Raw genomic sequence first — 25,000 nt, 5'->3', positions numbered from 1 at the left:
ATATAGGAGCACTTTTTATGAAACACTATTCTTTATTTGCTTATGAACCACTTTATTATAATAACCATGCTTTACAACTTGCCTAAAATCATCTACCTCGATATCCATTCTTTCCGCAATATCTACAACAATTGTATTTTGTAAAACATTCACCACAAATCCCATTAATTTCAAATTGTGATTTTTACGATATGAAAATTCAACGTAATCCCCAAGTGTTACTTCTTTATTATGTTTCATTTGGCGCCCCCTAAATTATCGATAATTATACAATAGTTTCCCCCTTTTTTACTTCTACATACGGGGTCACCAGTTTATCATTTTAGCCAATTCATCTCCCACCTACTTATTTTGCGTTCCTTGAGGAAGGGGTCTTCTTGGCTAAAATGATAAAAAAAGACAAACTCTCCAATGTGAGGAGTTTGTCCAAAACCATGATTTCTTTAGTTTAACAATATAGAATTCAGTTCCGATAAGAATCTTTCTTTTTTCCATATCCCACGGTTTTTGCATCGATACTAACAATAGTGGATTAGAATAATGACTTAATACTTGCTAGGACAGTAAGAATACCTATAATAATGACAAATACATTGCTAGATTTCCCTTTGTATTTAGCAAGTACTGATACTTTATGGATTGCATACATGGGTAGTATACATAAGATAGCAGCAACTAGCGGACCGCTAAGGGCATCAATGATTCCAAGAATACTTGGATTTGTATAAGCAACATACCAGCATGTTAATACGACAAAAGTAAGAATCATTGTCTTAACTGTTTTTTCTCCTATATCTTTCCCACGTTTTTTACTGGACTTGATAATCATGTCACGCATTACCTCATACGCTCCTATATAATGACCAAGGAAAGACTTTGTAATAGCCACAAAAGCAATGATAGGAGCTGCAATAGTGATTACTGGCGAATTAAGCTCATTAGCAAGATATGATAGGATTGACAAGTTCTGTTCTTTTGCCACCTTAAGATCATTTGGAGTCAAACTTAAGGTACTGCTCCAAACAAAGAACATAACAACTGCGAATGTCATAATATAACAAACTTTTTGTATTTGAGCACATTTAGCATCAGTAGCATCTATTCCATACGTAGCTCTCTGTTTCATAACAAATGACGAAATCATAGGCGAATGATTAAACGAGAATACTATGATTGGAAGTATCATCCATATCGTTCCTAAATATCCTGTTCCTGTTGAAGCAGTAGAAACACTTGAAAAACTAAGCATTGACGTATTCCACTGTGGAATCAAAGATATTGCGATAAAAAGTAGAGAAGCTATAAAAGGATACACTAGCATGCTCATGATCTTTACAGTTATATCTTGACCAAAATTTAGTATAGCGATAAGACCGAGTACTAAAACAAGCGATAAAATGGACCTTGGAGGCTCCGACATGTGCAATTGATGCACGATAAAGCTACTAGCGGTATTTGTAAGTGCGACCGAGTACATCAGCACGATCGTATAAATGGAGACAAAATATACAATATTAAAAATGATACTTGCCTTATTTCCAAAATACTCTCTTATTGTACCTGTAATCCCCTCATCGGCAGAGTTCGAAGCGTAAATCATTTTAGCAAGCGCCCTATGTGAATAATACATAACAGGATATGCAAGTATGGTAATTAACAGCAATGATAATAAACCACCTGAACCTGCATTAATCGGTAAAAAGAGTACTCCTGCTCCAATTGCTGTTCCAAAAAGGCTCAATGCCCAGGTAGTATCCTGTTTATGCCACTTTTTAGGGTCTAAATATTTCTCATTTTTTACTGCAGTGTTATCAGCTTGAAATTCTATGTTTTTTGCAGTATTCCCATCCATATAATAATTCCTCCTTGTGTCCTATTCTTAATTCTCTTTTTAAGATATAGGAATATAGACCGTTCTTGAAAAATGAATAGCTTATATAGTGCCCCACAACGAATATCCCCCTTCTAGGTTAATAAAAATCAAAAAATTAGCGAAGCATCAACCTGAAGGGTTTGTTACCACTTATAAAATATTTTAATTATATAGTAGTATATTTTATTGATAACTCCCCCAATATACAGACATCCTTAGGCGAACAATAGAGTAAAGATTGTTAAAAACTTCACAATATATTCGATAACTTATTGATTTGATTGTTTCTCCCCAAAGATTTTATTTTTAATGGCAATTCCTGTAGGTGTAGCTGCAATACCACCTAAACCTGTCTCTCTTAATTCGCGAGGCATCTGTCTTCCAACTCTATACATGGCTTCAATCACTTCGTCAGCATTGATGAGATTGTTTACGCCAGCTAATGCGATGTCCGCTGCTGCTAAAGCATTTGCCGTTCCAATGGCGTTTCTCTTTACACAAGGAATTTCTACCAAACCAGCGACCGGATCACAAACTAAACCGAGTAAATTTTGTAATGCAATCGAAAAAGCTTCAGAAGATTGCTGTGGCGTTCCACCCGCAGCTTCTACCGCAGCTGCAGCCGCCATCGCTGAGGCACTTCCTACTTCAGCTTGACATCCTCCATACGCTCCTGAAATACAAGCGTTGTTTGCGACTATCGTTCCAAATAACGCTGAAGTGAATAGAAAATGAATCATATCTTCATGACTTAACTGCAACGTATCTTTAATACTAAATAGGACTCCCGGAATCGTCCCACTCGCACCTGCTGTTGGAGTTGCACAAATAGCTCCTAATGCAGCATTTACTTCATTAACACCGATAGCACTTTGAATCCCTAACACCATCAAATCTCCAGAAAGAGTTTTCCTATTTTCTCGATAGTTTTTAATTTTTACAGCATCCCCTCCGGTCAAACCTGTTGGAGAAAATACACCGTCGCCCTCGATACTTTTATTTATTGCATGTTGCATAGTCGCTAAATTTCGTTCCATTTTACTCCATACTTCTTCATAAGAAGTTTTAGTTTGTTTGATTTCCTGTTCGATTGCTAATTCATAAATTTGCTTTTGGCTTTTATTAGCTGCATCCACAATTTCTTTTATGGCCATATGCATATTTTTCACTCCTTAATGTGACTAAAGAATAATAAGATTAGCTATATTGCTTAAATCTCCTAATTCCTTCTGAGCATTACCTGGCAATATCGAATCCAAAGCGAATGCATATAAATATTTTGTTTTATCTTCCAAACTATGAAAGTTGTTAATTTCCACATCATATTGTTTAAAGATCCTGCGTAAAACAAATTCAAAGTCAGCTCTTTCTGAAATCGCAATAACAACTGGCAATGGCCCCTGCAGATTTAAGCTAAATCCATCAATTTCAACATTTTTGACTTCAATCAACCCACCACCGACCGAAATACCCATTACTCTAATACTTCGACTTTCATCCTCTGCATATACATCTGCCGTATTTGGATGACCAGCAGGACTATTACCCAATTGTTCAATAAAGGTAATGTCAATTCCCTTAGACTCTGCTATTTTAATAGCATCTGGCACTTTGCTGTCATCAGCAGCTAAGCCTAATATACCAGCAATAATTGCAAAATCAGTTCCGTGACCTTTATGGGTTTCAGCAAATGATTCATAATACTTTACCACAACTTTTTTGGGAAGACCTTGAAATAATTTATTAGCAACTGTTCCAATAGCCAAAGCACCTGCAGTATGTGAACTTGAAGGGCCTATCATTATGGGCCCAATCACATCAAAACAACTTTTGTATTTAACAATCTTTTTTTCTTTAATAGATGCTACATTCATGTTCATATAAGCACCCCCATAATTTATTATTTTTAGCTGTAGTTGAATCTAAGTTATTAGAATGATCGATTCAAAACAAGTTTTGTTTGATAACGCTTTCTTTATTGAGTTGAATAAACTTCCCTTCTAATCCGCTATCCTCCGTATAGTAATCATATCAGTATGTCCAATTTTAAAAAATTACTGGCAAGTTGTTTAGAATTTTTAATCCAAAACGAGGTTTGATATTTTCTCTAGAGGTAATAAATTGTGTCTCGACGCCCTCATTATAACTTGTATATTTATAAGTTTAATCTTTTTTTATTTTTAGAAAGATCGAATAGACAGAATTTTGAATAGGTAATAAATTATACTTAGTATGTAGCAATTGTGTCCTTTGTTTGAAGCTGTATTAGTTAGTAAAAAAGCAAAAATAACACAGAGTTCCTTTCATAAACACATTGATTATATTGAAAAATCATTATAAAGATACTTATATTGTCTTTTGTTTGAACATCTTGTTTTGAACGGGAAACCTGTTGCAATAAATAATTCATTCAGATGAAAAGGAATACATTAATAAAATTTAAAAACGTTTTAGTATATTAATTATACATTTTGTATAAATATTAATTATCAAAAAAACTAACTTCTTATTAGGATCTTAACATAAAGGATACATTCCAAATAACAATGGAGATTCTGCTTTATCAATTTCTTTATACGTCATATTTCCCTCTTTACCTGCAACAGCAACTTGTACTTTTTCATTTGTTTTCACATCTTCTGCACCTATTGCACCACCCGCCAATAATCCTGTACTTAACAGACTATCGTGAACAAAAGTTAGAGAGTTATAGAACAAAATATAATGTGTATGTACATACATTTCTTTTAAAAGAAGTTTTGTAGTATGCAACTGAATTAAAAAAATATAGATTTTTATGACTCTTTTTAGGGGATATAGCAAAGTGAGATCTTTTATATGCACATTGCTATACCGAACTAGATTTCAGCATAGTATTTTTTTGCAACACATTGATTTTTTACCAAACACGTATAAAAACCAACAATATGAAAATAAACGACTGGCTAAAATTTTACTTTCAATAAAATAAAAAAGAACCTGCAAATTTGCAGATTCTCCTGATAATGATTTATATGAGTAAGACTCGAAAATATAATACAATGATTCAAAAATAAGTTCAAGTAAATTCAAAGAACCGGCTAGAGTTCGAGTTCTTTCAGAAATGATGATGTTTTCTAGGCTTCGCAAAGTGAGAAAATACAAGAATATAATACATCGAGATTTAGAGAATTTCAATACTTAAATTAGAGGTTATTTTAATGTGATGTAACATCAGCATTTTGAAGGAATAGCAATGAATACCTTATACATCCCCAGTCTACATAACGCTTTATTATCAGTAGAAAGAAAAAGGAAAATCCCTACTTCCACAATAAATCCGCCTTGCTACTCTATTCATTTTTTGATACATTCCTATCCACCGTTTTAAGGTTCTCTTTTGTACTGTGTTAGCCAAAAAATTGTATAAATCATAATTCGTTTTTCTTCCACCTGTTTCACCCTTTCTACACCCTAGTTTTACAAAATAAGAAGTCATCAAAACTTATATTTATTACTTTCTGTTATCTCCTCTCTCTTGTTCTATGCATAGTCTATCTAAATTTTTATTAGCTACTAAAAAAAGAATTTACAGGACGATTAAAAAAAGCCAAGTGTATTGCACTCGGCTTTATGGTCGATTAAACAATTTTACTTCAGACGTATTAAACTGATGTAGATAGTCTTTAGTAGAAGTATAACCTGAATTCATGAGTGTTTTCTTTTCTTCTTCTGTGATATCAAAATTAAACGACGACGTAAAGAATGTATTAATAAATACAGTGCGGGCAGCATCTTCTTTGGTGGTTTTTCCGCTCTCATGACCTTTGATCATGGTTTGAGACAAATTCCATGCAAAATGAATAAGAGAATGGCCAATATGATGTTCTGTTGAGGTTGCGATATGTTTTAACATGGCAACCTCCGCCTGAGATTCTAAACGGAAACCAAGTGTTTCTTTGTTGTAGACAATTTCATCTGTAGGATCAAAGAAAGATGCATTGTATTTCGTGTGTAAGCTTCTTAGTGTAGAATGATCCTCTATATTGCTTATCAGTTTATTAACCTCGTCAATCGTATCTGTGGTCGTGAAGTGTTCTTCTTTATTCACAAAACTTTTCCGATCAAATAAACGAATTGGGTAGTTATCGAGTACACCTCCGTCTACATAATAATCTTTATCCCATTCCACAGATTTAAAAAAGAATGGGATGGACATCGAAATCCGCACAGCAACTACTAACGGGACATCAGGTGTCGTTTCGCGTGAAAACGTACGAAGCTGGTGTGTAGAAACGTTCGTTCCTTGGAAAAACACGTCTTTTCCTGTTTTGTCATACAACTGCTGAAAAGTTGTGTCCTTACTCCCTGTCCACTTTTCAACGATCTTTCCTACCCACTCAGTGAAGAAATCCCCTTTATAGATACCAAAACCATCAAAAAACAAACGAATGTTATCTTGTACAATCGAAAAATCATCATCTTTAAACGCTTTGAAATTCATGTCTTTGTGGATTTTTACAAGATCTGCGAATGGAATGGAAAGACCTAAAAGTAATGCAGTAATCGCTCCTGCTGAAGTCCCTCCAAATCGTTGTATTTCTGGTAAAATCCCTTCTTCATTTAGTGCACGGATGGCACCTATATAAGCGCTTCCCTTTACCCCGCCACCTTCAAATACTAAGTTACGAAATGGATATGCCATTATATACCTCCAATAAAGAAATTTTCGATCTGTTATAGTATCGGAAGTATATTGAAATATATTCCAAATGGTATTAAGAAAGTTTCATGTCCTCCGATACGTATGGCCGAATTATCTTTATTCAATGGATGAATTGTTTGAAAGAGAAGAAATTTGCTTGGAATGGTAATTTAGTAGGATAGGAAACAGGAAACGGAGTGCATCTTTGGATGCACTGAATAATATCCCCTTTTGAAATCGTATATAACGTAACTTCTTTTCCGATGTCCAAGTAAAATCACGAGTAAGAAATCAAGGAATAATCTACATTTCATAAATCCCGCACTCTCTTTAACATACAATTCAGTGAAATAATTTGTTTCAAATACGTAGAAATATGGTTTAACCAGCAATCAATGATCAGGTCTTCTTACCCTAAGTAAACCTAAATCTATTTGTCTCCATACAGAAAGGAATAAATAGTTTTGTTCCTATTCATGAAATAGTACAATATATGCAAAATTACATATCTAATTAATTGCTTTTAATGTTATATTTTAATAGCGATGAATGCTATTATTTCATAAGTTGTCAACAAGCGTTATGTATGTATGAGAAAAAGGAAGGAGCCAAATAGGCCCCTTCCTTTTTCTACTAATTAACTAAATTACTCTCTGGTAAAAATTTAAATAGTAATGCTCATTTACAGGCGTCTGATTATGCATTAAACATGCTAACTTTGCTTGCTGTCGGAAAAATTAAAAACGATAGCATTAAGCTATTAAGAGACAAAAATTCATCAACACGAAGACAGATTTGTCTTGGCTAGATAAATTTGGTGATAAATACAGGAAATAACTCTTACGATTCAATGATTCTTTTTCCTGCCTTCTCCCCTTGCCACTTCTGTTTCATGACTTGTAAATAGAGATCTTCAAACTCGTTAAAATGGATGCGAAAAACATCTAATGTATCGATATAAGCAGAAATCACATCTTTTTCATTAAAATGGATACCTTCCTGTGCTAAGTCATAGCTATCATTAAGGCTGTATAAATCAAAATATTCTTCTTCCCAATACAGGCCTCTATTTACTAGTAATCGAGTAGAGCAAGTAATCGCTTGTTTAATATTCCATTTCTGAGCTACTAACTTTTCATTTAAGACTGAAAGAAGGATGTTTACCAAGGGTTTTTCATCAACTATGCGGCTATATGACAGTAAAGCCGATTCTATATATATCAGCTTTGCTTTAGACATTAAAGATATCTCCATAATTTCATATGGCGGGTGATCACTTGCTTCAATCAACCTATCGCACCATGAAATAACCTCCTCTCTATTCCAAAGTCCGCAGCCTAGTCCTAATGCATACAAGTGGGCTAAAGTTTGATAAGATTTCAATATGTTTCACCTTCAATTTAACTGTATAGTGGTATTGCATTCATTTTGGAAATAATCACGCTTAGTAATAAATATAATAAGCTGCCCAAACGGACAGCTTATTTGCATTAAAAACACTATACATGAACTTTTGCTTTTTTTCGACGCACAAGCCACCAAACTAAAGATAGCAGTACTAGGGGAAACGGAAATACCTGAATAAAGAAAAATACTTCCCAAAAATCGTGCATCGTACTACCAGGGGAATCTGTTGCCATCCCGCCAATAAAAAAAGACAATGGAATGACAAGTATATTTATACCTAAACTAATCATTAGGAATGATAGATTATTCTTCCAGATTACTGGTAATGCAGCCGCGATTAATAAAACCAATGCAGTACCCAGTATAAGAAACAGTGCTCCAAATAAAAATACAAAGTATAAAATAGCATTGATTAAAGGTTCCACAATAGCCCTCCTAAGGATTCATTCTATAGAAACACTCATGTTATTTAGAAAGTCAGGATGCTATACCTCTTAGTTGTCTTTCAATTTCTTCATCGCTATAGTCTTCATTTATCTGCTTAGAATACTTAATCTACTTGCTTATATTCTGGACTGCGTTAGGACATATGTTTCTATTGTACAACCAGCTAGCAAGAAACCCACACTTATCCCTGCTAATACGGTACCTTTAAAGGCTCTGTTCATATTCATTTGCCCCTTTTATCTTTTCGTATTTTTTCTCTATCCATAGACAGTCCATTATGAACGTTTTCATTATAAGTATTGTCTGCTGTTACTGTTTTACTTTCCTTACTATCTGTTTCGGCACTGCTTCTTCTCGTTTACCGTTTCAGTATTACGCTTCAATTCGCATTATCATCACATAAAAAGGACATACCTATTCATATATACCCCTTTATTATTTTATATTGAAATAAATAATGGTTCAAAGTTATTTTGTGAAAATCATACAAAAATTAATAATTCATCGATTACCCAACAATAGATAATATGGATAAAGAAAAAATACTAGAGAATATCACATTGTAGTAGTCTCTAGTATTTTTTCATAGTATTTTAGCGGCTATGCAATACGGAGGGAGAAAAAAGGACCTCTTACGGAAAGATAAGAGGTCATCAAGAAAATAAAAATGTTGTATTTGAAACACGCGAGTTTCTAATTCACATCATAACACAATATATCCATATATTCAATATATACATTTAAGATAAGGAATATTACATCATTAAAGATTACGGTGAACCAGGAGATAGTGCTGAAAATGAACCTACTTTGCGCAACATTTTCCCGAAAAAGCATGCGGATGTCGCACCTGCTAAGACATTTTGAATAATCTTTGCAGCTGCTACATCAACGGGTAATTTACTGTATTTCCAATCTAGAGAATCAATTGTCCAATCCCATACTTTTAAAACTAGTGCAATAGATCTTTTTAATTACATACTTAATTTATTTTTTAATGTCCAATATCTTTCTCCATTAGCTTCAAAAGAGAATTCTACCCATCCATTTGGATCTTCACGATAAATAAAGATGGTTGTTCCAGGGGTTACTGTACCAACTTTATTCTCCTCGACAGCTACATCTGGTCTACTTTTAATTTTTAAATTAAATGGATAAGGTACCTGGTAGTAAGCAGCTGATGATACAACATTTGAGCTTGAACCGTCTGCATACATTTTATATGGAATTTCATTCGATAACGCGTCGACATCTAATGTTTCAGGATTCTTTGGTAATTTTTTTGCATATGTATAGTCTTCTACATGAAACGGTTTAATACGTTCCATAATACCCGCAATTTTCTTAGCCCAGCCTTTATCTGATGCATATTTCACATTCATGCCAGTTAATGTTGGGCCGTTATAATACATACCACTTTCTTCTAAATATCTTTCTCGTACATAATTAGCGTTATAAGCAACGCTATCCCCGTAGCTTGGTAAATATTTTGCATATTTAAACGGATCTCCATCATATGCACGTAGACCGAATAGATTATGTTTTTGATATGCGATTTCTGATTTTCCGTATCCAGATTCTAAAATCGCATGCGCTGCTAAATAATGAGCACTCACGCCATATTGATTTTGCGCATTGATAAAATCTTGCCCATGTCCAACTAAAGGACTATCTGAGTGATATTTCGCAATAAACCTATCAATCTCTTGAGCTGTAATTTTCGAAGCCACTGTTAAATTTAAATCTTCATATGAGGTAGCAGTAATAACCTCTTTTTCATCGTTTAAATTTTGTTGTAACATATCTGTTTTTGCAGTAAGTTGAGCAGCTTCAGCACGTGTTATAAATCTATTTGGTTGCCAACCGTTCTCGGTACCATTAGAGATTTTTAAATCTATTAAAATATTGGCATATTTTTCTCCCCAATGCCCTTTTAAATCTTCAAATCTAACCTGATCATTATGATTTGGTGTGCTTTGTAGTTTATATGCATTTACTAGCATCGTAGCCATAGCAGCGCGAGTTACTTTTCCGGATGGATTGAAGATTCCATTACCTTCACCTTTAACAATCCCAGCTTTTTCAGCAGCAGCAATATAAGGAGTAGCCCAGTGGTTTTGTGAATCTGTAAAAGATGGTTTTGCATTAGGATCAATTTGTATACCTAAAACTTTTGTCATAATTTTTGTAGCCGAAGCTCTGTCTAATGAGTCATTTGAACCAAAAGTTCCATCTGGATAACCATTTAATACCTGTTTATCAACTAAATAATTAACGGATTTATCAGCCCATGTAGGAACATCAGGAAATTTATGAGTATCTGCTAAAATATTAGAAGAATAGGATAATATAGCTCCTGCAAGGATACCTGTTGCAATTAATTTGTGCTTCATTAAAATAAACACCTCTACCATTGTATTTATCAAATTGAAATTTTCTATTTTTATATTTACATGTTTGTAATAATAATAAAATCGTATTATCACGCATTCAATTTGATGTAACGAGTATAGTTACTTATATACACAAGTGTCAATGAATTTCTTTTACAAAAATGCATAATTTTTACATTATTTTGCAATTGAATTATGTATAAATTTTGTAAAGGACCTTTTGATAGATTTTACCTGAATAAATCTCTTTAGTTGTTAATTTGCCAATCTTTCTTGTTTACTATTAATCAATTAAAAAAAGAATTTTTTTGTTTAAGAGCTACTTTAAAATCTTAAGTTGATGGATGTGTGAACGTACCGCTACTAAAATTCTTGCTTTTAAATCATTATTACTGTATTATATTTACGTATCAATATAAGGATTATATTATATAAAAAGGAATGAAATCTATAAGTAAGATTTAAATCCTTTTCGAAATCAAAAAGACTTTGTCAAAATCTAATATAATTTATGCTTGTCTTTTTAATAGGTATCTAGTAAAAACATATTTTTTATCCATAGAATTCTGTTTTCAATGATAGGAATTAGTGTTCTAAACAAGAAACCGTACAAAGTGATCTGAAAAACCTGAGAGATATTGTATGTAGTTTGCTCATCTCCAGGTACTACAATAAAAGAGCCTTACCTTTCTAGGCAAGACTCTACTAGTTTAGTTGTATACTATTTACATGATAACTAAGAAACAGAAAACATATAACACCAAATAACAGCACCCTATTACTCCTCCTACAGCTAATACCTGTTTAACCCAACTCTTAAATTTTTGATTACTGTAAATCGCTTGCACTCTTTCCATATTTCCTCCTATTAAGCAGAACCCTTAAAGACTCTCACCTCGCTATAGTACCATTAAAAAATGAATAATAGAGATCTAATGTATAAATATGCAATATTGCATACGAAAATATATTGTTATAATTGTAAGCGCTTACTATAATAAGGTTATAAAGATTTATTACATCTTAATACGAAAAAGAGGAGAGAATAATATGGAAATCGCAATGGCAGTTTTAAAATTTATAGGTGGAGCAATCCCATTAATTCAAGAACTACTAAAAGCATTTATGTAAATTCAATATTTAGCAATTATTTATAAAAATTATCATACAAATGATCTGTATATAAAAAATGAATTGGTTTACAGATCATTTGCGTGATCAAGGTCCCTTTAACATGACTAAGGGGCCTTTTTAAAATTTTTAAATAATTAAGGTTACGTCACATCACGATCAAGTTAGCAAAATAAAATGAAACTTTAACTTGATGGTGATGGGGTAACAGTTGTGATTTAGAGATAAGATCAGATTATACAAAGTTTTGCACGTCAGCGATACTGAAAATAAACTTCGCCTTTAGTAGCAAGAATCCCCAATAAAGATAGTCAACTTGCCTATTTAGGAATAAGAGTGTCAATTTAAATGATGCATTCTGAAACACTACTCTTCTTCTAAAATAGCGTAATAATATTCATCCCACCATTCATTCCCATGTGGTATACACTTCCTGAAATAGCCTTCTCTTCTCATTCCAATCTTCTCCATTACTCGATATGATGGGGTATTTTGTGGCTGACATGTAGCTATAATCCTATGTAATTTCATTTCCTTAAAGCCATATTTCAATGTAGCTTGTGCTGCTTCAGAAGCATATCCTTTATTGAAATATTTAGGATTGAACACCCAACCAATCTCATATGTATGCTCACCAAAATATTTATGAAAAACTATATGACCAATCAGGATATCTTTATCAATTAATACTACAGGAAAGTTCTTAGCGTTTTCACCAATGTTTTCATTCACAAAGTTTCTTGTATTTTCTTCAGTAAAAACCCCTTCAGGTATGTATTTCATAACATTGATATCTGATGTATACTCATGAACAGCTTGCCAATCTTTGAACTCAAATTTCCGTATTAATAACCTTTCTGTTTTTATAAACATTTACTTTTCCCCCTCAAAAAATTACAACTATATTTGAAATCCACATTTACCCCTTAAAACAAAAAAAACTTGTAGGAATCTCTACAAGTTCTTTTTAGTTTAAGGCGAATATAAGGACCAAACAAACTATCTTACAAATTGACCGTAGAAACTTCAAGGGTAATGCTTTGACAAATATATTATATAACAAATATTAACATCTACAGAATTTATTTTTGAAAATTATGTGAATTAATAAATAAAATAGTTTTTTCTTAGATATTATTGTTAATAACTGGGTATCATTATATTTCATTCTGTAACTTATTTAGAAGAGCTATGTACATTTCGAAGAAGTTCTTCAATAAGTTTTGTTTTTTCATTTACCTTTGCGGCATATTTGAAATCACCATAACAATATGGATACCTAAAATTATTTTTATTTCCACCACAAGTGTACATTGCTGGATTTTGATCAACTTTCATCTTAGAAAATTTTTTGGCCGAATCCTCCGAGTGTTGTTTAACTTCTTGACTAGCAATAAAATCAATATACCCTGGCCCCATATTATAGCTTTGAATAATTGTATCCATGCTAACATCTTTTTCCGTTCCATACTTGTACATTTTAACAAAGTGCTTTACCCCTTGTTTAATGCTCAAGCTTGTCTCTTGAATTTCATTTGGCTTTAATCCAAGTGATTCGGATGACTGCATAGGGTCGTTTCCCTCACCTCTACTCTCTTGATACATAATTCCTAATAAAATTGGTGTTTTCTCTCCTAAATTATATTTTTCTAATTCTTTTTTTAAGGTAGACTCATATTGCAATACACGTTTTTCGGTGGCTAGCGCTTTATTTTGTTGAATATTGGTTTTATGATTAAAATATAGCATTCCAAGTATTATTCCTAAGCCTAAAATACTAATAAGGAACACTTTTATAATTTGTTTTTTACTTGTATCCTTCATATATTCCTCCTCGTATAAGAAATTCAATTTTTCAAAGGTAATTGGTTATTTACAAACTATGTAATGAACATCTATCTCCCACCCTTTTAGACTCATACATCAATACTTTAAGGTTTCAAGTTTAATATAAAAATTTAAAGATAAGGTAAAGATAAGATAAAGATAAGATAAAGGGCATTTTTTATACGTACTTTAAAAGATATTGGTACAAAGGGATATGTGGGGAAATTTGTTGATATAAAAGGAATTAGTAATAATGGAAAGGTTAACGTACAAATTATTAATTATGGAAATATCATTCCAGAAGATCTACCCTATCTTTTCAATATACTTCATATAAAAAATTACAACATAACATATAATAAAAAACGGCAAACCCTCGACGTAGGAGAATCCACCATCACAAATAAATGATTATTTCACACCTAGTTTTTCTTTTACTTTCTTAGGAAGCTTGTCTTCCTGCACTTCCTCCCAAGCTGTTACACCTTTTTTATCTAAATGATATACACGTAGGAATAGACCTACGCTACCTTCTTTCTTCACCTTCCCATAGAATTTGTTAACATTATCATCTTTCTCCTAACTAACATCTGTTACTTTTACTAATTTCATATGAGAAATCCCCTCCAAATGTACATACTAAGAATGAGATTTGATAGAAGATGCTTGTCTACATTTTGACTTTTCCAAAATACGAATAATATACCATTTGTTAATGGTCTGACTCGACTTTTCCTATTGAAACTGGAATATTTGGTCAAATATATTAAACACACAAATAACTTGATATCGTATCTCATGATTTTTAAGAATAATTCTGTTTTTCATTGTAGTAGTAAGGTTGTTTATCTCATATTGAATTACCTTTCATTTTTCTTACAAGCTCGCAATATTTTTGAAAATACAGTTTATAAAGCCGAGAATTATGATTTTTTCAGAGATAGCATTGAGGGGGGGTTCATATGCACTGTACTATACTCCCGTACAGGTTTCATTTACAATTCATTGTATTTTCTTTACCGTTCACCAAGTTAAAATGGAACAAATTTATTACTTAGAGTGTCTATTATGTGTATTCCTAAAAATATGAAAGGACTTATTATTCCCAAAAGTAAAGTGATGTAAAAAAAGTGTGTATTGAAATACTTCATTTAAACGTTACGAGTTTAATACTTTCACAGGTAAACTATTACGAGTGTAAGCAAAAAAGAAACACCCTAAACAGTAACCGTTCATTCATATAAACGCTTTGGTTCTGCTTATCCTGTTAAAATTCAACTTCAGAAGTATTGGTATCCAACACCCACTTTAATTAACATCGGTATTTAAAATACCAAAACAAAATCCATATATCGTTGAAAGAGGTTGAAAATTCATGTACGTTTTAAACAAGTTCTTTACCTACAAAAAGATTGTACCTGTCGTATTACTTTCATGTGTAACACTAATAGGGTGTTCTAATAGTAATACTCCATCTGAACTACCTAAGCAAACAAAACAAATAAAGCAAATTAAACAAGAAAATACACGTCATGATTCTTTTGCTAAGCTTGAAAAAGAATATAATGCTAAGCTTGGTATTTATGCTCTGGATACAGGTACAAATCAAACTGTTGCTTATCATCCAAATGATCGTTTTGCATTTGCCTCTACATCTAAATCATTAGCAGCGGGAGCTCTTTTACGTCAGAACTCAATAGAAGCTCTTGATGAAAGGATTACGTATACGCGTGAAGACCTTTCTAATTATAATCCAATTACAGAAAAGCATGTGGATACAGGAATGACGTTAAAAGAACTTGCAGATGCTTCTGTTCGATATAGTGACAGTACGGCACATAATTTAATTCTTAAAAAATTAGGTGGTCCATCCGCATTTGAAAAAATCTTGAGAGAAACGGGAGATACGGTTACTAAATCTGAACGATTTGAACCTGAATTAAATGAAGTACATCCTGGAGAAACGCGCGATACCAGTACACCAGAAGCGATCGCTAAGACACTTCAATCATTTACATTAGGATCTGCACTTCCAACAGAGAAACGTGAATTATTAGTAGATTGGATGAAGAGAAATACGACTGGTGATAAGTTGATTCGTGCGGGCGTACCAAAAGGATGGGAAGTAGCTGATAAAACAGGCGCAGGATCTTATGGAACAAGGAATGATATTGCGATTATTTGGCCACCAAATAAAAAGCCAATTGTTCTTGCCATCCTTTCTAATCATGATAAAGAAGATGCAGAATATGATGATAAGCTTATTGCTGACGCGACTAAAGTCGTATTAGATACTTTAAAAGTTACGAATAAAAACTAATAAATTAATAGTTTTCCGTGTTAGGGAGTATATTCTCTGATAAGAGTAACCATACATGAACGTCAAATGATGTTAGAAAACGAAAAAACACGCAGTTCCATTTGGAGTTGCGTGTTTTTATTTTGCTAATTTATTGGGGATAACCGCTTGTGTCATCCAGTGCTGATTGGATTGCACATGGTCTTTTCGAACAAATTTCCCTACGGATTTTGAAAAATCATTATAGTGAAACGCATCCATTAATCTAAGTACATACCCTTCCTGAATTCCTCCAAAGAGTGAAGTACCGTTGTAGCACGAACGAATTACCTTTTCATTATAGGGGCCACGATATAACACTGGAACGTGTGCAAGGCCTAACTTTTTACACCATGCAACTGTTGCATCCCACGATAAACATTCATTTTTCTCATTCCATATTGAAAAGACATAAAAATAGGAAGTCAGTGCTGTGTAGTGAATGCTATGACAAGCATATACATTTTCACCACATATACGCCAGCCTTCTGGAATTCTATACCCCATACTTCCTTGTAACGTTTTTACCCATGTTCTCGATGGGTGATGACCACTTGATAACGACCTTGCATGAATAGCATCTTTATAAAGGGATGTATTTTCACCATCTAACTTTTCTAGTACGATTACTTCTTGAGTTTCAAATCCGTCCATATTTTGTAGAACACAGTCATCACTTGTTACCCCTATCGACCAAGGAACGTGCAATGTTCGTGGATATTTACAAGCATTTTTTCCCTTCTCTACTTCACAAATGCATCTGCATCTCGGAAAAAATATACTTTCGTAAGCATCTCATCACCGCAGTAATGATAGATTTCACGTGCTGCCTCTTCCCCGCCATGTAACATCTTCATATGAAACTCTGTAATCATTAATACTTTCTCAATAAACTCCCATTCGAAACCAAGTTCCATTAAAAAGTGGCAAGCGATGTGAGTACTGACATATTCGTGACCATAATACGAATGGTACCCTTTGAGCTTTTTAAATACACGGCAAAACGGTTTACCTGTATCATGGAATGCTGCAGCACTTTGCAGAAGAAATAAATCTTCCCCTACATAATTCTCTGTTAAATGAGCGTATACCATATATGTGTGCTGACATAATGGTAAAGAATGATAGGGGTTTCCTTGATTATATTGAAACATATCAGAAAAGAACGGGATGTTCTTCATGACAAATTGAACACCACACCCATGCGTCTCCTCCTGTTTCACCATTACAGTTTACTCTAAGTCCCGCTTTACTTGTTCGTTTATGGTTTCTTGTAGTTCGAATAAGACGATGCACAATCCGCTCTGATTTTATGTAATCTATTAGCTTGAATCGTTACTTAAATATAAAGGGTGTCTCGGAAACCTATCCTTTTTTTCCTAAGGCAGTGTAAATCGTAACCTCTGAATAACTCATGAATATCTTTATACCAATTGTGATATCTACAATTTTCTCCCCAAGCAGCAATCAACATATTTTCCATTAAAGTTTTTTATTTCCAATATTTCATCTAACTTCGTACGATTAATTACTTCCTGTAGTAGTCTTTCTACTGTATCTATTTTTATCTCATTTGGTTTTCTCAATATTTTTCACTTCTATTTTTTGATTGTTATGACTGGCACCTGCTCGGTGTCGGAAACTTCACTGTAACCATAATAAAGTAGAAAAAACAATAAAATAATTGTCCAAATAAATATAAAAACTTTATAACTATACTTCATATGAAAAACCTCATTTTCCCTATATAAGTGAATGTACATACACCTTATAAATCCAATTACATAAATTATTGGATATTTTAGCAGTAGAGAATCATTAAGTATTAGAAATTGTTATTCATAAACATATCCAAGAAATCTTCTAAAAAATATCATCTAGGCATTTTAACATTTTATCAAAATGCACAGATAATATTTTTACGTTTAGCTAAGTAATGCTTTTTATGTAATAAATCCTTATCTCTATTTCACCTTAATGTTTATATGTACAAGAGTCTGTGTAGCAACTAGACTGTACTTTAAATATGTACTAAATTGTGTGTGGGAAAGGAAGCACATTTTATTTAAAGTTTTTACTTTAAACCCCTTAATTAGTTGGTAGTCTTCTTCATTCAGACAGAAAGGAAATTTAAAGTGTGCACTTATTTTCAACTCAGACTCTTTACTACACACACTCCTATACACATAAAACATCTATAAATTTCGTAACATTACAGAAACAACAAGAAACATTACCGAAACAATAATAACATTAAGTAATAGTTTTGTAACACAAATGTAACACAATGCATTTAATCGTACAATACTTTTTTAGCTAATTATCAACAAAGTTCTGTTTATATCGTTCAAATTTAATAATGTTCCCATAAAGTATTACATATTGCTTGTGAAATGATTTTTCAAAATATAACGAATCATACCATGACGGAGGAATATTAATTCAATTTAAAAATAAATGGATTGATATCTTTCTAGCTTTTGTATCCCAATCATGTTGTAGAGCGGATTATGGTTTTCCAATTAATGTAGGTGACCATGCACAAGCTAAGCCTTCTAAATAATTACTGTACCTAAAAAAAACAAGTAATTATACTTGTTTTTTTAGTTTACTTTCCAATATCGAAACAGTTTTATGTGATTTCTTTTCCTGTCTACATTGGATGCATATCTTACTAAAGATAGCTTCTATTTTTTTATGATTCTAGTGAAGTAATTAATTGCTGACGTTCTTTATCTCTATAAATTTTCATTTCATGTTTAAACTCGTAATTTCCTACTTCAAATCTAGCCCATTCCTTACTTGTCCAATATACTACATTTACATTTTCTCTTAAGATTGCAGAACACACATCCACTAATTCATCTTCGTAAAATGGAGCCTCTTTTGCTAATTCAAAAGCAAGCACTTTTGGATCCTTAGTTTTAATTTGAAGTTCCCTAGAGGTTTGCCCTAAATACTGCCATGGTGATGGTATTGATTGAACTTGGGCATTTCCCCTATCTTGAAACTGTGATGGAGAATCATTTGTTGAAGCAAATGTAGGTTTACTTACTCCTATTGCTGTTCCTAAAAAAATAGAACCAATAATAAGTTTTTTAATCATTTTTTCAGCTCCTTTAATAATTTTGGATATGCTTCATTTTTATACCACGTTCATGGTCATGTAAATGAAGAAAATTTGACATAATTATACATTTCCCTCGAAAAACGCATATTAATTACGCACCTTAAATTTACCCAAAACAAAATTATTGGTTTAACGAAACTTTTTTGTCATAAGTATACACTTTTTGTATAAAAATTAAGTTTTTAAAATATTTGCATACTTATTGATAAAGCTTCCTGCTATCCGTTATTCGAAGCCAGTTTATCTCCACCTACTCACTTCGCATTCCTTGAAGAAGGAATCCTCTTGACTAAAATGATAAAAAAAGTTGGGGATTCCCCCAACTTTTTAATACTTCTATTGTCTGATTAAACCTGTAGATGTAACCCGATATGTTCTTTTCTTTCCGATATATTCCTGTTTTCCATTCTCAAGGTTAGTTAAAGTCGCTCGTGTTTTTTCCTTCGCCACTTCCCCTTCTATATGAGTAAATTCTATATAATCTCCCTCTTTTACAGGTACTGTTTGGGTTTCAGCATTTTGTTGTCTATTTCCCATAATTTCCTTATTGTACATAACGCTACCAGATGAATTATGGACTTTAATACTTGCATATGTGCTATTGAAATAAGAATGCGGCACACCAGCTTCTAATTTGATTTTCAGCTCTTCTGCTGTTTTATTATAATCTACTTTTACAATTTCTCGATCACTATATCCTTTTAGGGACCATGCAAATTGGTTCCCTACTAAAATATCAGAATTTCCATTTGTAATTTCTACTTTTTTCTCTACAGTTCGATCAAATATGTCTGTTAATGTAATTTTAGCAAAAGCCGTTTGAGGCAATTGCATAGTTTGACTTACCTCAGTTTTGTAAGACTTAATATTATCGATTACTTTCAAAGGTTGTCCCATTAACTTTTCATTGTCATAGATTTCAATTTTCCCTTTAAACTGTGGAGTACTTTGTTCTTTCAATTTCCATGAAACATTTAATTTTCCATCTTCAAAGCGAGTATTTTGAATATCAAAATCTAAATTTCCCATTTCTGGTTGACTAGGCTGATTTATATTAAAGGTTTTTCCAGTACCAATAGTTGATTGAGTATTTCCTCCTGCCCTAACCCATAGATATTCTGAAGTTGCTCCTCCATCGTATTGATAGGACGTATCATGTTGCCCAGAGATACGCTGATTATTCCAAGAATTCCATTGTTTATCTGAAACTTTTCTGCTGTATCCATTTTTAAGACGTGCTTCTCTTACATCTTGTCCATTACCAGCCCAGTCCTCTTGAAACATCGATAAACCATAGTTAAATGCCACATTTGCAACTGGATGATCCATAATAGCAACTAACTTCCATTGATTTAATTTATTATCTTTTATCCACTGGCCAAACTTTGTATGGCCATCTTCTTGCCAAGAACGTAGAGTCATTCGATACCATTCACTATCTTTCCAATTATAAGTTGTTTGTACCTTTAGACCTGTTCCTTCTCCACCAAATCTACTGGCTTCTGAAGTCGGCGATAAATATTCAGCTTTTATTGCTTGGTTTGATGCTATTGGATCCCAAAGCGCAAAGTGAAGGGTACGTTTACCGAATTGATCAAAACCACTTTGTTGTTGGAAGCCCGCATAACCACCACCTTCTCCTCCCTGATTCCAGTTATGCACAGCCCAATATGTATAAGGTGCCGTTTGGACTGGTGACCAGTCTATGCTAATAATATCTGAAGCAGCAGTATTCTGTGGTGTTACATAAACTGATGGGGCATGAGATCGAGTTGCTGCCTCTGTACTAGAAATTGGTGCTCCATACATTGACAACATGGTACAAGCCGTTGAAACCATAACAATTTCTTTTATTTTTCCCCTTGTTTTTACTTTAAACATAACTTCCTATCTCCTTTTAAATTATTTTAGTTACATTGAATAATAACCCTATATATCCCTTTAAACAAATTACGTAATAAAGTAACATTAGCTTTAAAATCTAGATATATTTAATGTTTTTTTCACTGCTATTACTAATCAAATTATAGTATTTTGTATTAAAATCGTATGATTTAGGACTAAATATAAAGTGAAAATTTTATAAAATTTCATAAATATGTAGTTTTAGATATTTATGATGAAAGACCCATTAAATAACTTAATTGATTTTATGAAAGATTTCCTTACTTTATTGATTACACTATTAAACCTAAAATTGTTTACCAGAAAAATGTTATGTAAACTTTTAATTTGTCGATTAGAAAAAATAGTTTATCTATTTGCTGATATCTTATCATTAGTTAGAAAGAGCCTACTTAAAAACGTAGACTCCTTTAGGTATCCAAACGTTACATATATAACAAACATAAAAAAATAACATCGAATTCTTCTGTTAGTTTATTTAATATTTAATGACGTAGATAATGTATTCCAAGGTGCATTTGTAGATGTATTTTGATATTTAAATTGCCCATTTTGCTGTCCTGAAGCATCCCATTTATATTCCCATCCATCCACTGTTCTATCCCCATTTATATCAATCATCTTAGAATCTACTTTTTTAGTTTTTGACCACTCATTTGAGCAATTGGATTTCTACCATATCCCATTTCATTTGTATAAATGTATAAATAACTCCCTCCGTGATCTTTAGCTGTACTTAAATTATTAGGACCAATAAATTCAACCCCGCCTAATTGAGATTCAACTTTTACCACATTTAATGATGTTAATGGTGGTGCAGGTGCTGCGGATACATCAGTCGCTAAACCAACTGTTGCTCCCACTAATAATGATGAAACTCCTATAATCATTCTTTTTAGCATACTCTCATCCCCTTTCGATTTAATACAAATTGATTCTATCATAATAATTTCATACATTTCCTTCCCTTTAAAAGAGTTAACAAAAAGTACCTATTTACATATGAAATTGTGCATATTCATTGCTTTTTACCATTTATACTTATCATAAATCATACTAAAGCATAATTAGTTCTCTCCCCTAATTGACTTACTACATTTGGCCCCATCTCAAGGTGACTATTCTAAGAACTAAAAAATGGTACATAGTTCACTGGTTTAACAAACAAATAATAGAATTGCAAAGTCAACTTAATTTAAGTTGGCTTTTCCTCTAATATTATAAGCAAGATCCACCACTTGCATCAATTAACTCACCAGTTATCCAACGACTGTCTGATGATGAAAGAAAACCTACAATATCAGCTATATCATTAGGTTCTCCCCACCTATTAAAGGTCGATAAACCTGCAGCATATTTTTGTCCATCTTGATTGCCCAATGTCTCAGCATTCATTTCTGTGTTAATTATGCCTGGGAGAATTGCATTTACTGTAATACCACGAACACCAAGTTGTTGAGCTAAAGTATGAGTGAGTGTATTTATTGCCCCCTTAGATATACTGTAGGCAAAAACACTTGGGGAGGCTACCCTTGTGACAAAAGACGAAATATTTATAATCCGTCCCCCATCTTTTAAACGTGGCAAAGCCTTCTGAATAATGAAAAATGGAGCTTTCACATTAATATTCATAACCTCATCAAAAGACTCCTCTGTAGATTCCTCTAATGTTAAAACCTGCCCAATTCCAGCGTTGTTTACAAGGATATCAAATGTAGTATTACCTATATATTTTTGAAGAGATTGATCCATCATTGCATACAAGTTATTAATGCCATTAAAAGTACTTAAGTCTGCACGAATCGCAAATGCGGAACCGCCATCTTGTTTAATTTTATCCACTACACTTTCTGCTTCTTCATTTCTTTTACTATAGTGAACAACGACTAACGCACCAGCATGTGCCAAATGTAATGCAATACTTCGGCCTATTCCTCTACTAGCCCCTGTTACTAATGCAATTTTCCCCTTCAATTTATTCATCTCATCATCCCCTTGTTTAAAAAATTCTACTTAGTTATATCACAAGATACCCTTTGAAATGTTGCTCACTAATTTGATATCCATAAAACCAAAAGGCCCACTCATAATTATAAGAGTCGGCCTTTTCACTTCACATATTCATTTGCTTTACATACAGCCTCTCTAACTGTTGTGTACTTTGTACTAAGTATAATAAGGAATCTTGATGGTATTATAGGTAAAGCCAACTTAAACTAAAGTTAATTCATATACATTTTTCTTAGAGTCTCTGCCTTTAAACAGTTCGTTTAGGATTCTATGCATATATTCAATAAAATTTCAACAATGCCTGTATTTTTCATCTTTCATATTTTTCTTTGTTAGCTATGAGCATACTTATAAAACTCTAAAAACTATTTGATAATCTTTTAGAATCTAACTTTCTTTTAATACTATTTGCTATTTCTTCAATATTTTCATTTAGAAAGAAATGATTACCTTCAAAAGAATGACAAGTACACGTTTTACTTGTGTATCGTTCCCATTTTATTACTTGATCATATGTAGTAAATTCATCATTTTCCCCATTAAATATAAGAAAATCAATATCACATGGTTGTGTATTTTTGTCATGAATATACGTCTCAACGATTTTAAAATCTGCTCTTAGAATAGGGAGAAAAATCTCCATTAATTCTTCTGATTGCAGTACCCCAGATGGTGTACCTCCCATTGCAATAACTTCTCTTTTAAATTGCTCATTAGAAAGATTATGTCGGATATTTTTTATTTTACTATTTGGATGATTTCTACCGGACAAAACAAGAAATTCAGGCGATACGTTTTTAGAATCTTTTATTTTTCTGGCTACTTCATAGGCGATCAAACTTCCCATGCTATGCCCGAATAGAATGTAGGGCGAATCATCTATCTGCATAACTATTTTATTGTAGACATCATTTACTGCCTCTTCCATACTTTGGTACAAGTTTTCTTCAATTCTATATCCTCTGCCAGCTAACTCTATCGGGACTACCTCAATAGATGGATTAAAGTGATTTTTCCATTTTGCGTAACTAAACGCAGATCCCCCAGCATGTGGAAAGCAAAAAAGTTTAGTCTTCTGCATTAATTTTCTCCTTACTTTCAAATTTGTATATATTTTGGCAAATTGCATAAATGTCTTTAATTATTATCTCTTGCGGAAATTCATCCCTTGTTGCACAAGCAGATAACTTATAATTTGGATCAATGTTATATTGTTTAAAGTAAAAGTTTTTAGGTATATTCTTGTATGAAATTAAAGTTCGTGATTCTTTTTTTATAGAGAATGAATTTAATGGGGTATAAAGCCCTTTTCCAATCGTTTTTATATAACTTTCTTTTAATGTCCATAAATCATAAAAATAATTAATTTGTTCATCAGAATTTATATTAGATATATCATAAAATTCTTCCTCTGAAAAAAATTCATTTGCTAATTTAAGAGCCTCTATCTCTGAAATCTTTTCTATATCAATACCCACATTAAAATTAGCAGTAGTACAAACCACCCATTCTCCTGAATGTGACAGATTAAAATGAAAGTCAGAAAAGTTTTCAACAAAAGGTTTTCCATACTCATTATATATAAATCTAATTTCTTCATTATTAATTTTATACTTTTGGCAGATTAGAGATCGGATTAGTAAATCTCCTATCAGGGTCCTATTAATGTCGCATGAATTTAATAAACGCTTCATTCGTTCTTTCTTCTCATTTGAAACTAAGTTACTAAGTTGCTTAAACAAATGACTTTCAATATTCTTTGGTATTTTCACAGCTTGAATTTGTATGATAAATCACGTCCTTTTTTAAAGAATTACTTCATATATGAACGTTACGGAAATTCAAATTAACTTTA

Annotated in this window: 20 protein-coding genes and 5 pseudogenes; 4 read left to right on the top strand and 21 right to left on the bottom strand. The window is 32.6% G+C overall.

What is annotated here, in order from left to right; translation table 11 throughout:
- Positions 1-15: 15 nt before the first annotated feature.
- From HMPREF1014_RS12300 to HMPREF1014_RS31225, 8 genes are all read right to left on the bottom strand, one after another.
- Positions 16-240, bottom strand: coding sequence for a DUF2187 domain-containing protein (locus tag HMPREF1014_RS12300; protein WP_000682213.1), 225 nt, complete (start codon positions 238-240; stop codon positions 16-18).
- A gap of 292 nt (positions 241-532) precedes the next feature.
- Positions 533-1,852: an aromatic amino acid transport family protein gene (locus tag HMPREF1014_RS12295; RefSeq protein WP_000348956.1), complete on the bottom strand. Its 1,320-nt coding sequence runs from the start codon at positions 1,850-1,852 to the stop codon at positions 533-535.
- Between the two features lie 290 nt (positions 1,853-2,142).
- Positions 2,143-3,033 (bottom strand): L-serine ammonia-lyase, iron-sulfur-dependent, subunit alpha, encoded by an 891-nt coding sequence (sdaAA, locus tag HMPREF1014_RS12290; protein ID WP_000550892.1) that lies wholly within the window; start codon positions 3,031-3,033, stop codon positions 2,143-2,145.
- Between the two features lie 21 nt (positions 3,034-3,054).
- The gene (locus tag HMPREF1014_RS12285; RefSeq protein WP_001056999.1) at positions 3,055-3,753 is read right to left on the bottom strand and encodes a serine dehydratase beta chain; all 699 of its coding nucleotides are present in this window, start codon (positions 3,751-3,753) and stop codon (positions 3,055-3,057) included.
- 637 nt (positions 3,754-4,390) lie between these two features.
- On the bottom strand, positions 4,391-4,645 hold the full coding sequence (locus HMPREF1014_RS12280) for a hypothetical protein (RefSeq protein ID WP_000557543.1): 255 nt from the start codon (positions 4,643-4,645) through the stop codon (positions 4,391-4,393).
- Positions 4,646-5,483: 838 nt separating this feature from the next.
- A complete protein-coding gene (locus HMPREF1014_RS12270) occupies positions 5,484-6,557 on the bottom strand; it encodes a patatin-like phospholipase family protein (RefSeq protein WP_000331137.1) in 1,074 nt (357 codons plus the stop codon).
- 840 nt (positions 6,558-7,397) lie between these two features.
- On the bottom strand, positions 7,398-7,940 hold the full coding sequence (locus tag HMPREF1014_RS12265) for a hypothetical protein (RefSeq protein WP_000844538.1): 543 nt from the start codon (positions 7,938-7,940) through the stop codon (positions 7,398-7,400).
- Positions 7,941-8,056: 116 nt separating this feature from the next.
- Positions 8,057-8,389, bottom strand: coding sequence for a hypothetical protein (locus tag HMPREF1014_RS31225; RefSeq protein ID WP_000433520.1), 333 nt, complete (start codon positions 8,387-8,389; stop codon positions 8,057-8,059).
- A 778-nt stretch (positions 8,390-9,167) separates the two neighbouring features.
- Here HMPREF1014_RS31225 and HMPREF1014_RS32590 point away from each other — a divergent pair.
- Positions 9,168-9,260 (top strand): annotated as a pseudogene (locus HMPREF1014_RS32590) (peptidase M56); the annotation flags it as partial.
- Here HMPREF1014_RS32590 and HMPREF1014_RS29930 read toward each other — a convergent pair.
- Both HMPREF1014_RS29930 and HMPREF1014_RS12255 read right to left on the bottom strand, forming a co-directional pair.
- Positions 9,248-9,361: pseudogene (locus HMPREF1014_RS29930) on the bottom strand (polysaccharide deacetylase); the annotation flags it as partial. The pseudogenes HMPREF1014_RS32590 and HMPREF1014_RS29930 sit on opposite strands and share 13 nt — an antisense overlap.
- A 24-nt stretch (positions 9,362-9,385) precedes the next feature.
- The gene (locus HMPREF1014_RS12255; protein WP_000680985.1) at positions 9,386-10,804 is read right to left on the bottom strand and encodes an S-layer homology domain-containing protein; all 1,419 of its coding nucleotides are present in this window, start codon (positions 10,802-10,804) and stop codon (positions 9,386-9,388) included.
- Positions 10,805-11,749: 945 nt separating this feature from the next.
- Between HMPREF1014_RS12255 and HMPREF1014_RS12250 the strand changes: the two genes are divergently transcribed.
- A complete protein-coding gene (locus tag HMPREF1014_RS12250) occupies positions 11,750-11,935 on the top strand; it encodes a hypothetical protein (RefSeq protein WP_002005090.1) in 186 nt (61 codons plus the stop codon).
- A 366-nt stretch (positions 11,936-12,301) separates the two neighbouring features.
- Here HMPREF1014_RS12250 and HMPREF1014_RS12245 read toward each other — a convergent pair whose 3' ends face one another.
- The 3 genes and pseudogenes from HMPREF1014_RS12245 to HMPREF1014_RS32095 form a co-directional block, all read right to left on the bottom strand.
- Complete coding sequence (locus HMPREF1014_RS12245; RefSeq protein ID WP_000470146.1) at positions 12,302-12,808, bottom strand: GNAT family N-acetyltransferase; 507 nt, start codon at positions 12,806-12,808, stop codon at positions 12,302-12,304.
- Positions 12,809-13,111: 303 nt separating this feature from the next.
- On the bottom strand, positions 13,112-13,759 hold the full coding sequence (locus HMPREF1014_RS12240; RefSeq protein WP_000655723.1) for a lysozyme family protein: 648 nt from the start codon (positions 13,757-13,759) through the stop codon (positions 13,112-13,114).
- A 414-nt stretch (positions 13,760-14,173) separates the two neighbouring features.
- A pseudogene (locus HMPREF1014_RS32095) lies at positions 14,174-14,278 on the bottom strand (YxeA family protein); the annotation flags it as partial.
- An 859-nt stretch (positions 14,279-15,137) separates the two neighbouring features.
- Here HMPREF1014_RS32095 and blaIII point away from each other — a divergent pair.
- Complete coding sequence (gene blaIII, locus HMPREF1014_RS12230) at positions 15,138-16,082, top strand: class A beta-lactamase BlaIII (RefSeq protein ID WP_000289419.1); 945 nt, start codon at positions 15,138-15,140, stop codon at positions 16,080-16,082.
- A 117-nt stretch (positions 16,083-16,199) separates the two neighbouring features.
- Here the strand turns inward: blaIII and HMPREF1014_RS12225 are convergent, their stop codons facing one another.
- Both HMPREF1014_RS12225 and HMPREF1014_RS12220 read right to left on the bottom strand, forming a co-directional pair.
- Entirely contained in the window at positions 16,200-16,754 is a 555-nt protein-coding gene (locus HMPREF1014_RS12225; RefSeq protein ID WP_000348598.1) for an RNA ligase family protein, read from the bottom strand.
- 89 nt (positions 16,755-16,843) lie between these two features.
- The gene (locus HMPREF1014_RS12220) at positions 16,844-17,281 is read right to left on the bottom strand and encodes an HD domain-containing protein (RefSeq protein WP_000790079.1); all 438 of its coding nucleotides are present in this window, start codon (positions 17,279-17,281) and stop codon (positions 16,844-16,846) included.
- Positions 17,282-18,507: 1,226 nt separating this feature from the next.
- Between HMPREF1014_RS12220 and HMPREF1014_RS31220 the strand changes: the two are divergent.
- Positions 18,508-18,663, top strand: a pseudogene (locus HMPREF1014_RS31220) (DUF2278 family protein); the annotation flags it as partial.
- A 132-nt stretch (positions 18,664-18,795) separates the two neighbouring features.
- Here HMPREF1014_RS31220 and HMPREF1014_RS12215 read toward each other — a convergent pair.
- From HMPREF1014_RS12215 to HMPREF1014_RS12190, 6 genes and pseudogenes are all read right to left on the bottom strand, one after another.
- On the bottom strand, positions 18,796-19,206 hold the full coding sequence (locus HMPREF1014_RS12215) for a hypothetical protein (RefSeq protein ID WP_000592185.1): 411 nt from the start codon (positions 19,204-19,206) through the stop codon (positions 18,796-18,798).
- Between the two features lie 360 nt (positions 19,207-19,566).
- On the bottom strand, positions 19,567-21,111 hold the full coding sequence (locus HMPREF1014_RS12210; protein ID WP_000477423.1) for a DUF3472 domain-containing protein: 1,545 nt from the start codon (positions 21,109-21,111) through the stop codon (positions 19,567-19,569).
- Between the two features lie 498 nt (positions 21,112-21,609).
- Positions 21,610-22,094 (bottom strand): annotated as a pseudogene (locus HMPREF1014_RS12205) (DUF4879 domain-containing protein).
- A gap of 259 nt (positions 22,095-22,353) precedes the next feature.
- Positions 22,354-23,118 (bottom strand): SDR family oxidoreductase, encoded by a 765-nt coding sequence (locus HMPREF1014_RS12200; RefSeq protein ID WP_001037510.1) that lies wholly within the window; start codon positions 23,116-23,118, stop codon positions 22,354-22,356.
- A 385-nt stretch (positions 23,119-23,503) separates the two neighbouring features.
- Positions 23,504-24,226 (bottom strand): thioesterase II family protein, encoded by a 723-nt coding sequence (locus tag HMPREF1014_RS12195; protein ID WP_001172929.1) that lies wholly within the window; start codon positions 24,224-24,226, stop codon positions 23,504-23,506.
- Positions 24,213-24,917 (bottom strand): 4'-phosphopantetheinyl transferase family protein, encoded by a 705-nt coding sequence (locus HMPREF1014_RS12190; RefSeq protein WP_000701205.1) that lies wholly within the window; start codon positions 24,915-24,917, stop codon positions 24,213-24,215. The genes HMPREF1014_RS12195 and HMPREF1014_RS12190 overlap by 14 nt, the downstream gene beginning before the upstream one ends.
- Positions 24,918-25,000: the final 83 nt, after the last annotated feature.

Source organism: Bacillus sp. 7_6_55CFAA_CT2 (assembly GCF_000238655.1).
GTDB lineage: Bacteria > Bacillota > Bacilli > Bacillales > Bacillaceae_G > Bacillus_A > Bacillus_A cereus.
This window is presented reverse-complemented; position numbering and strand designations above follow the sequence as displayed.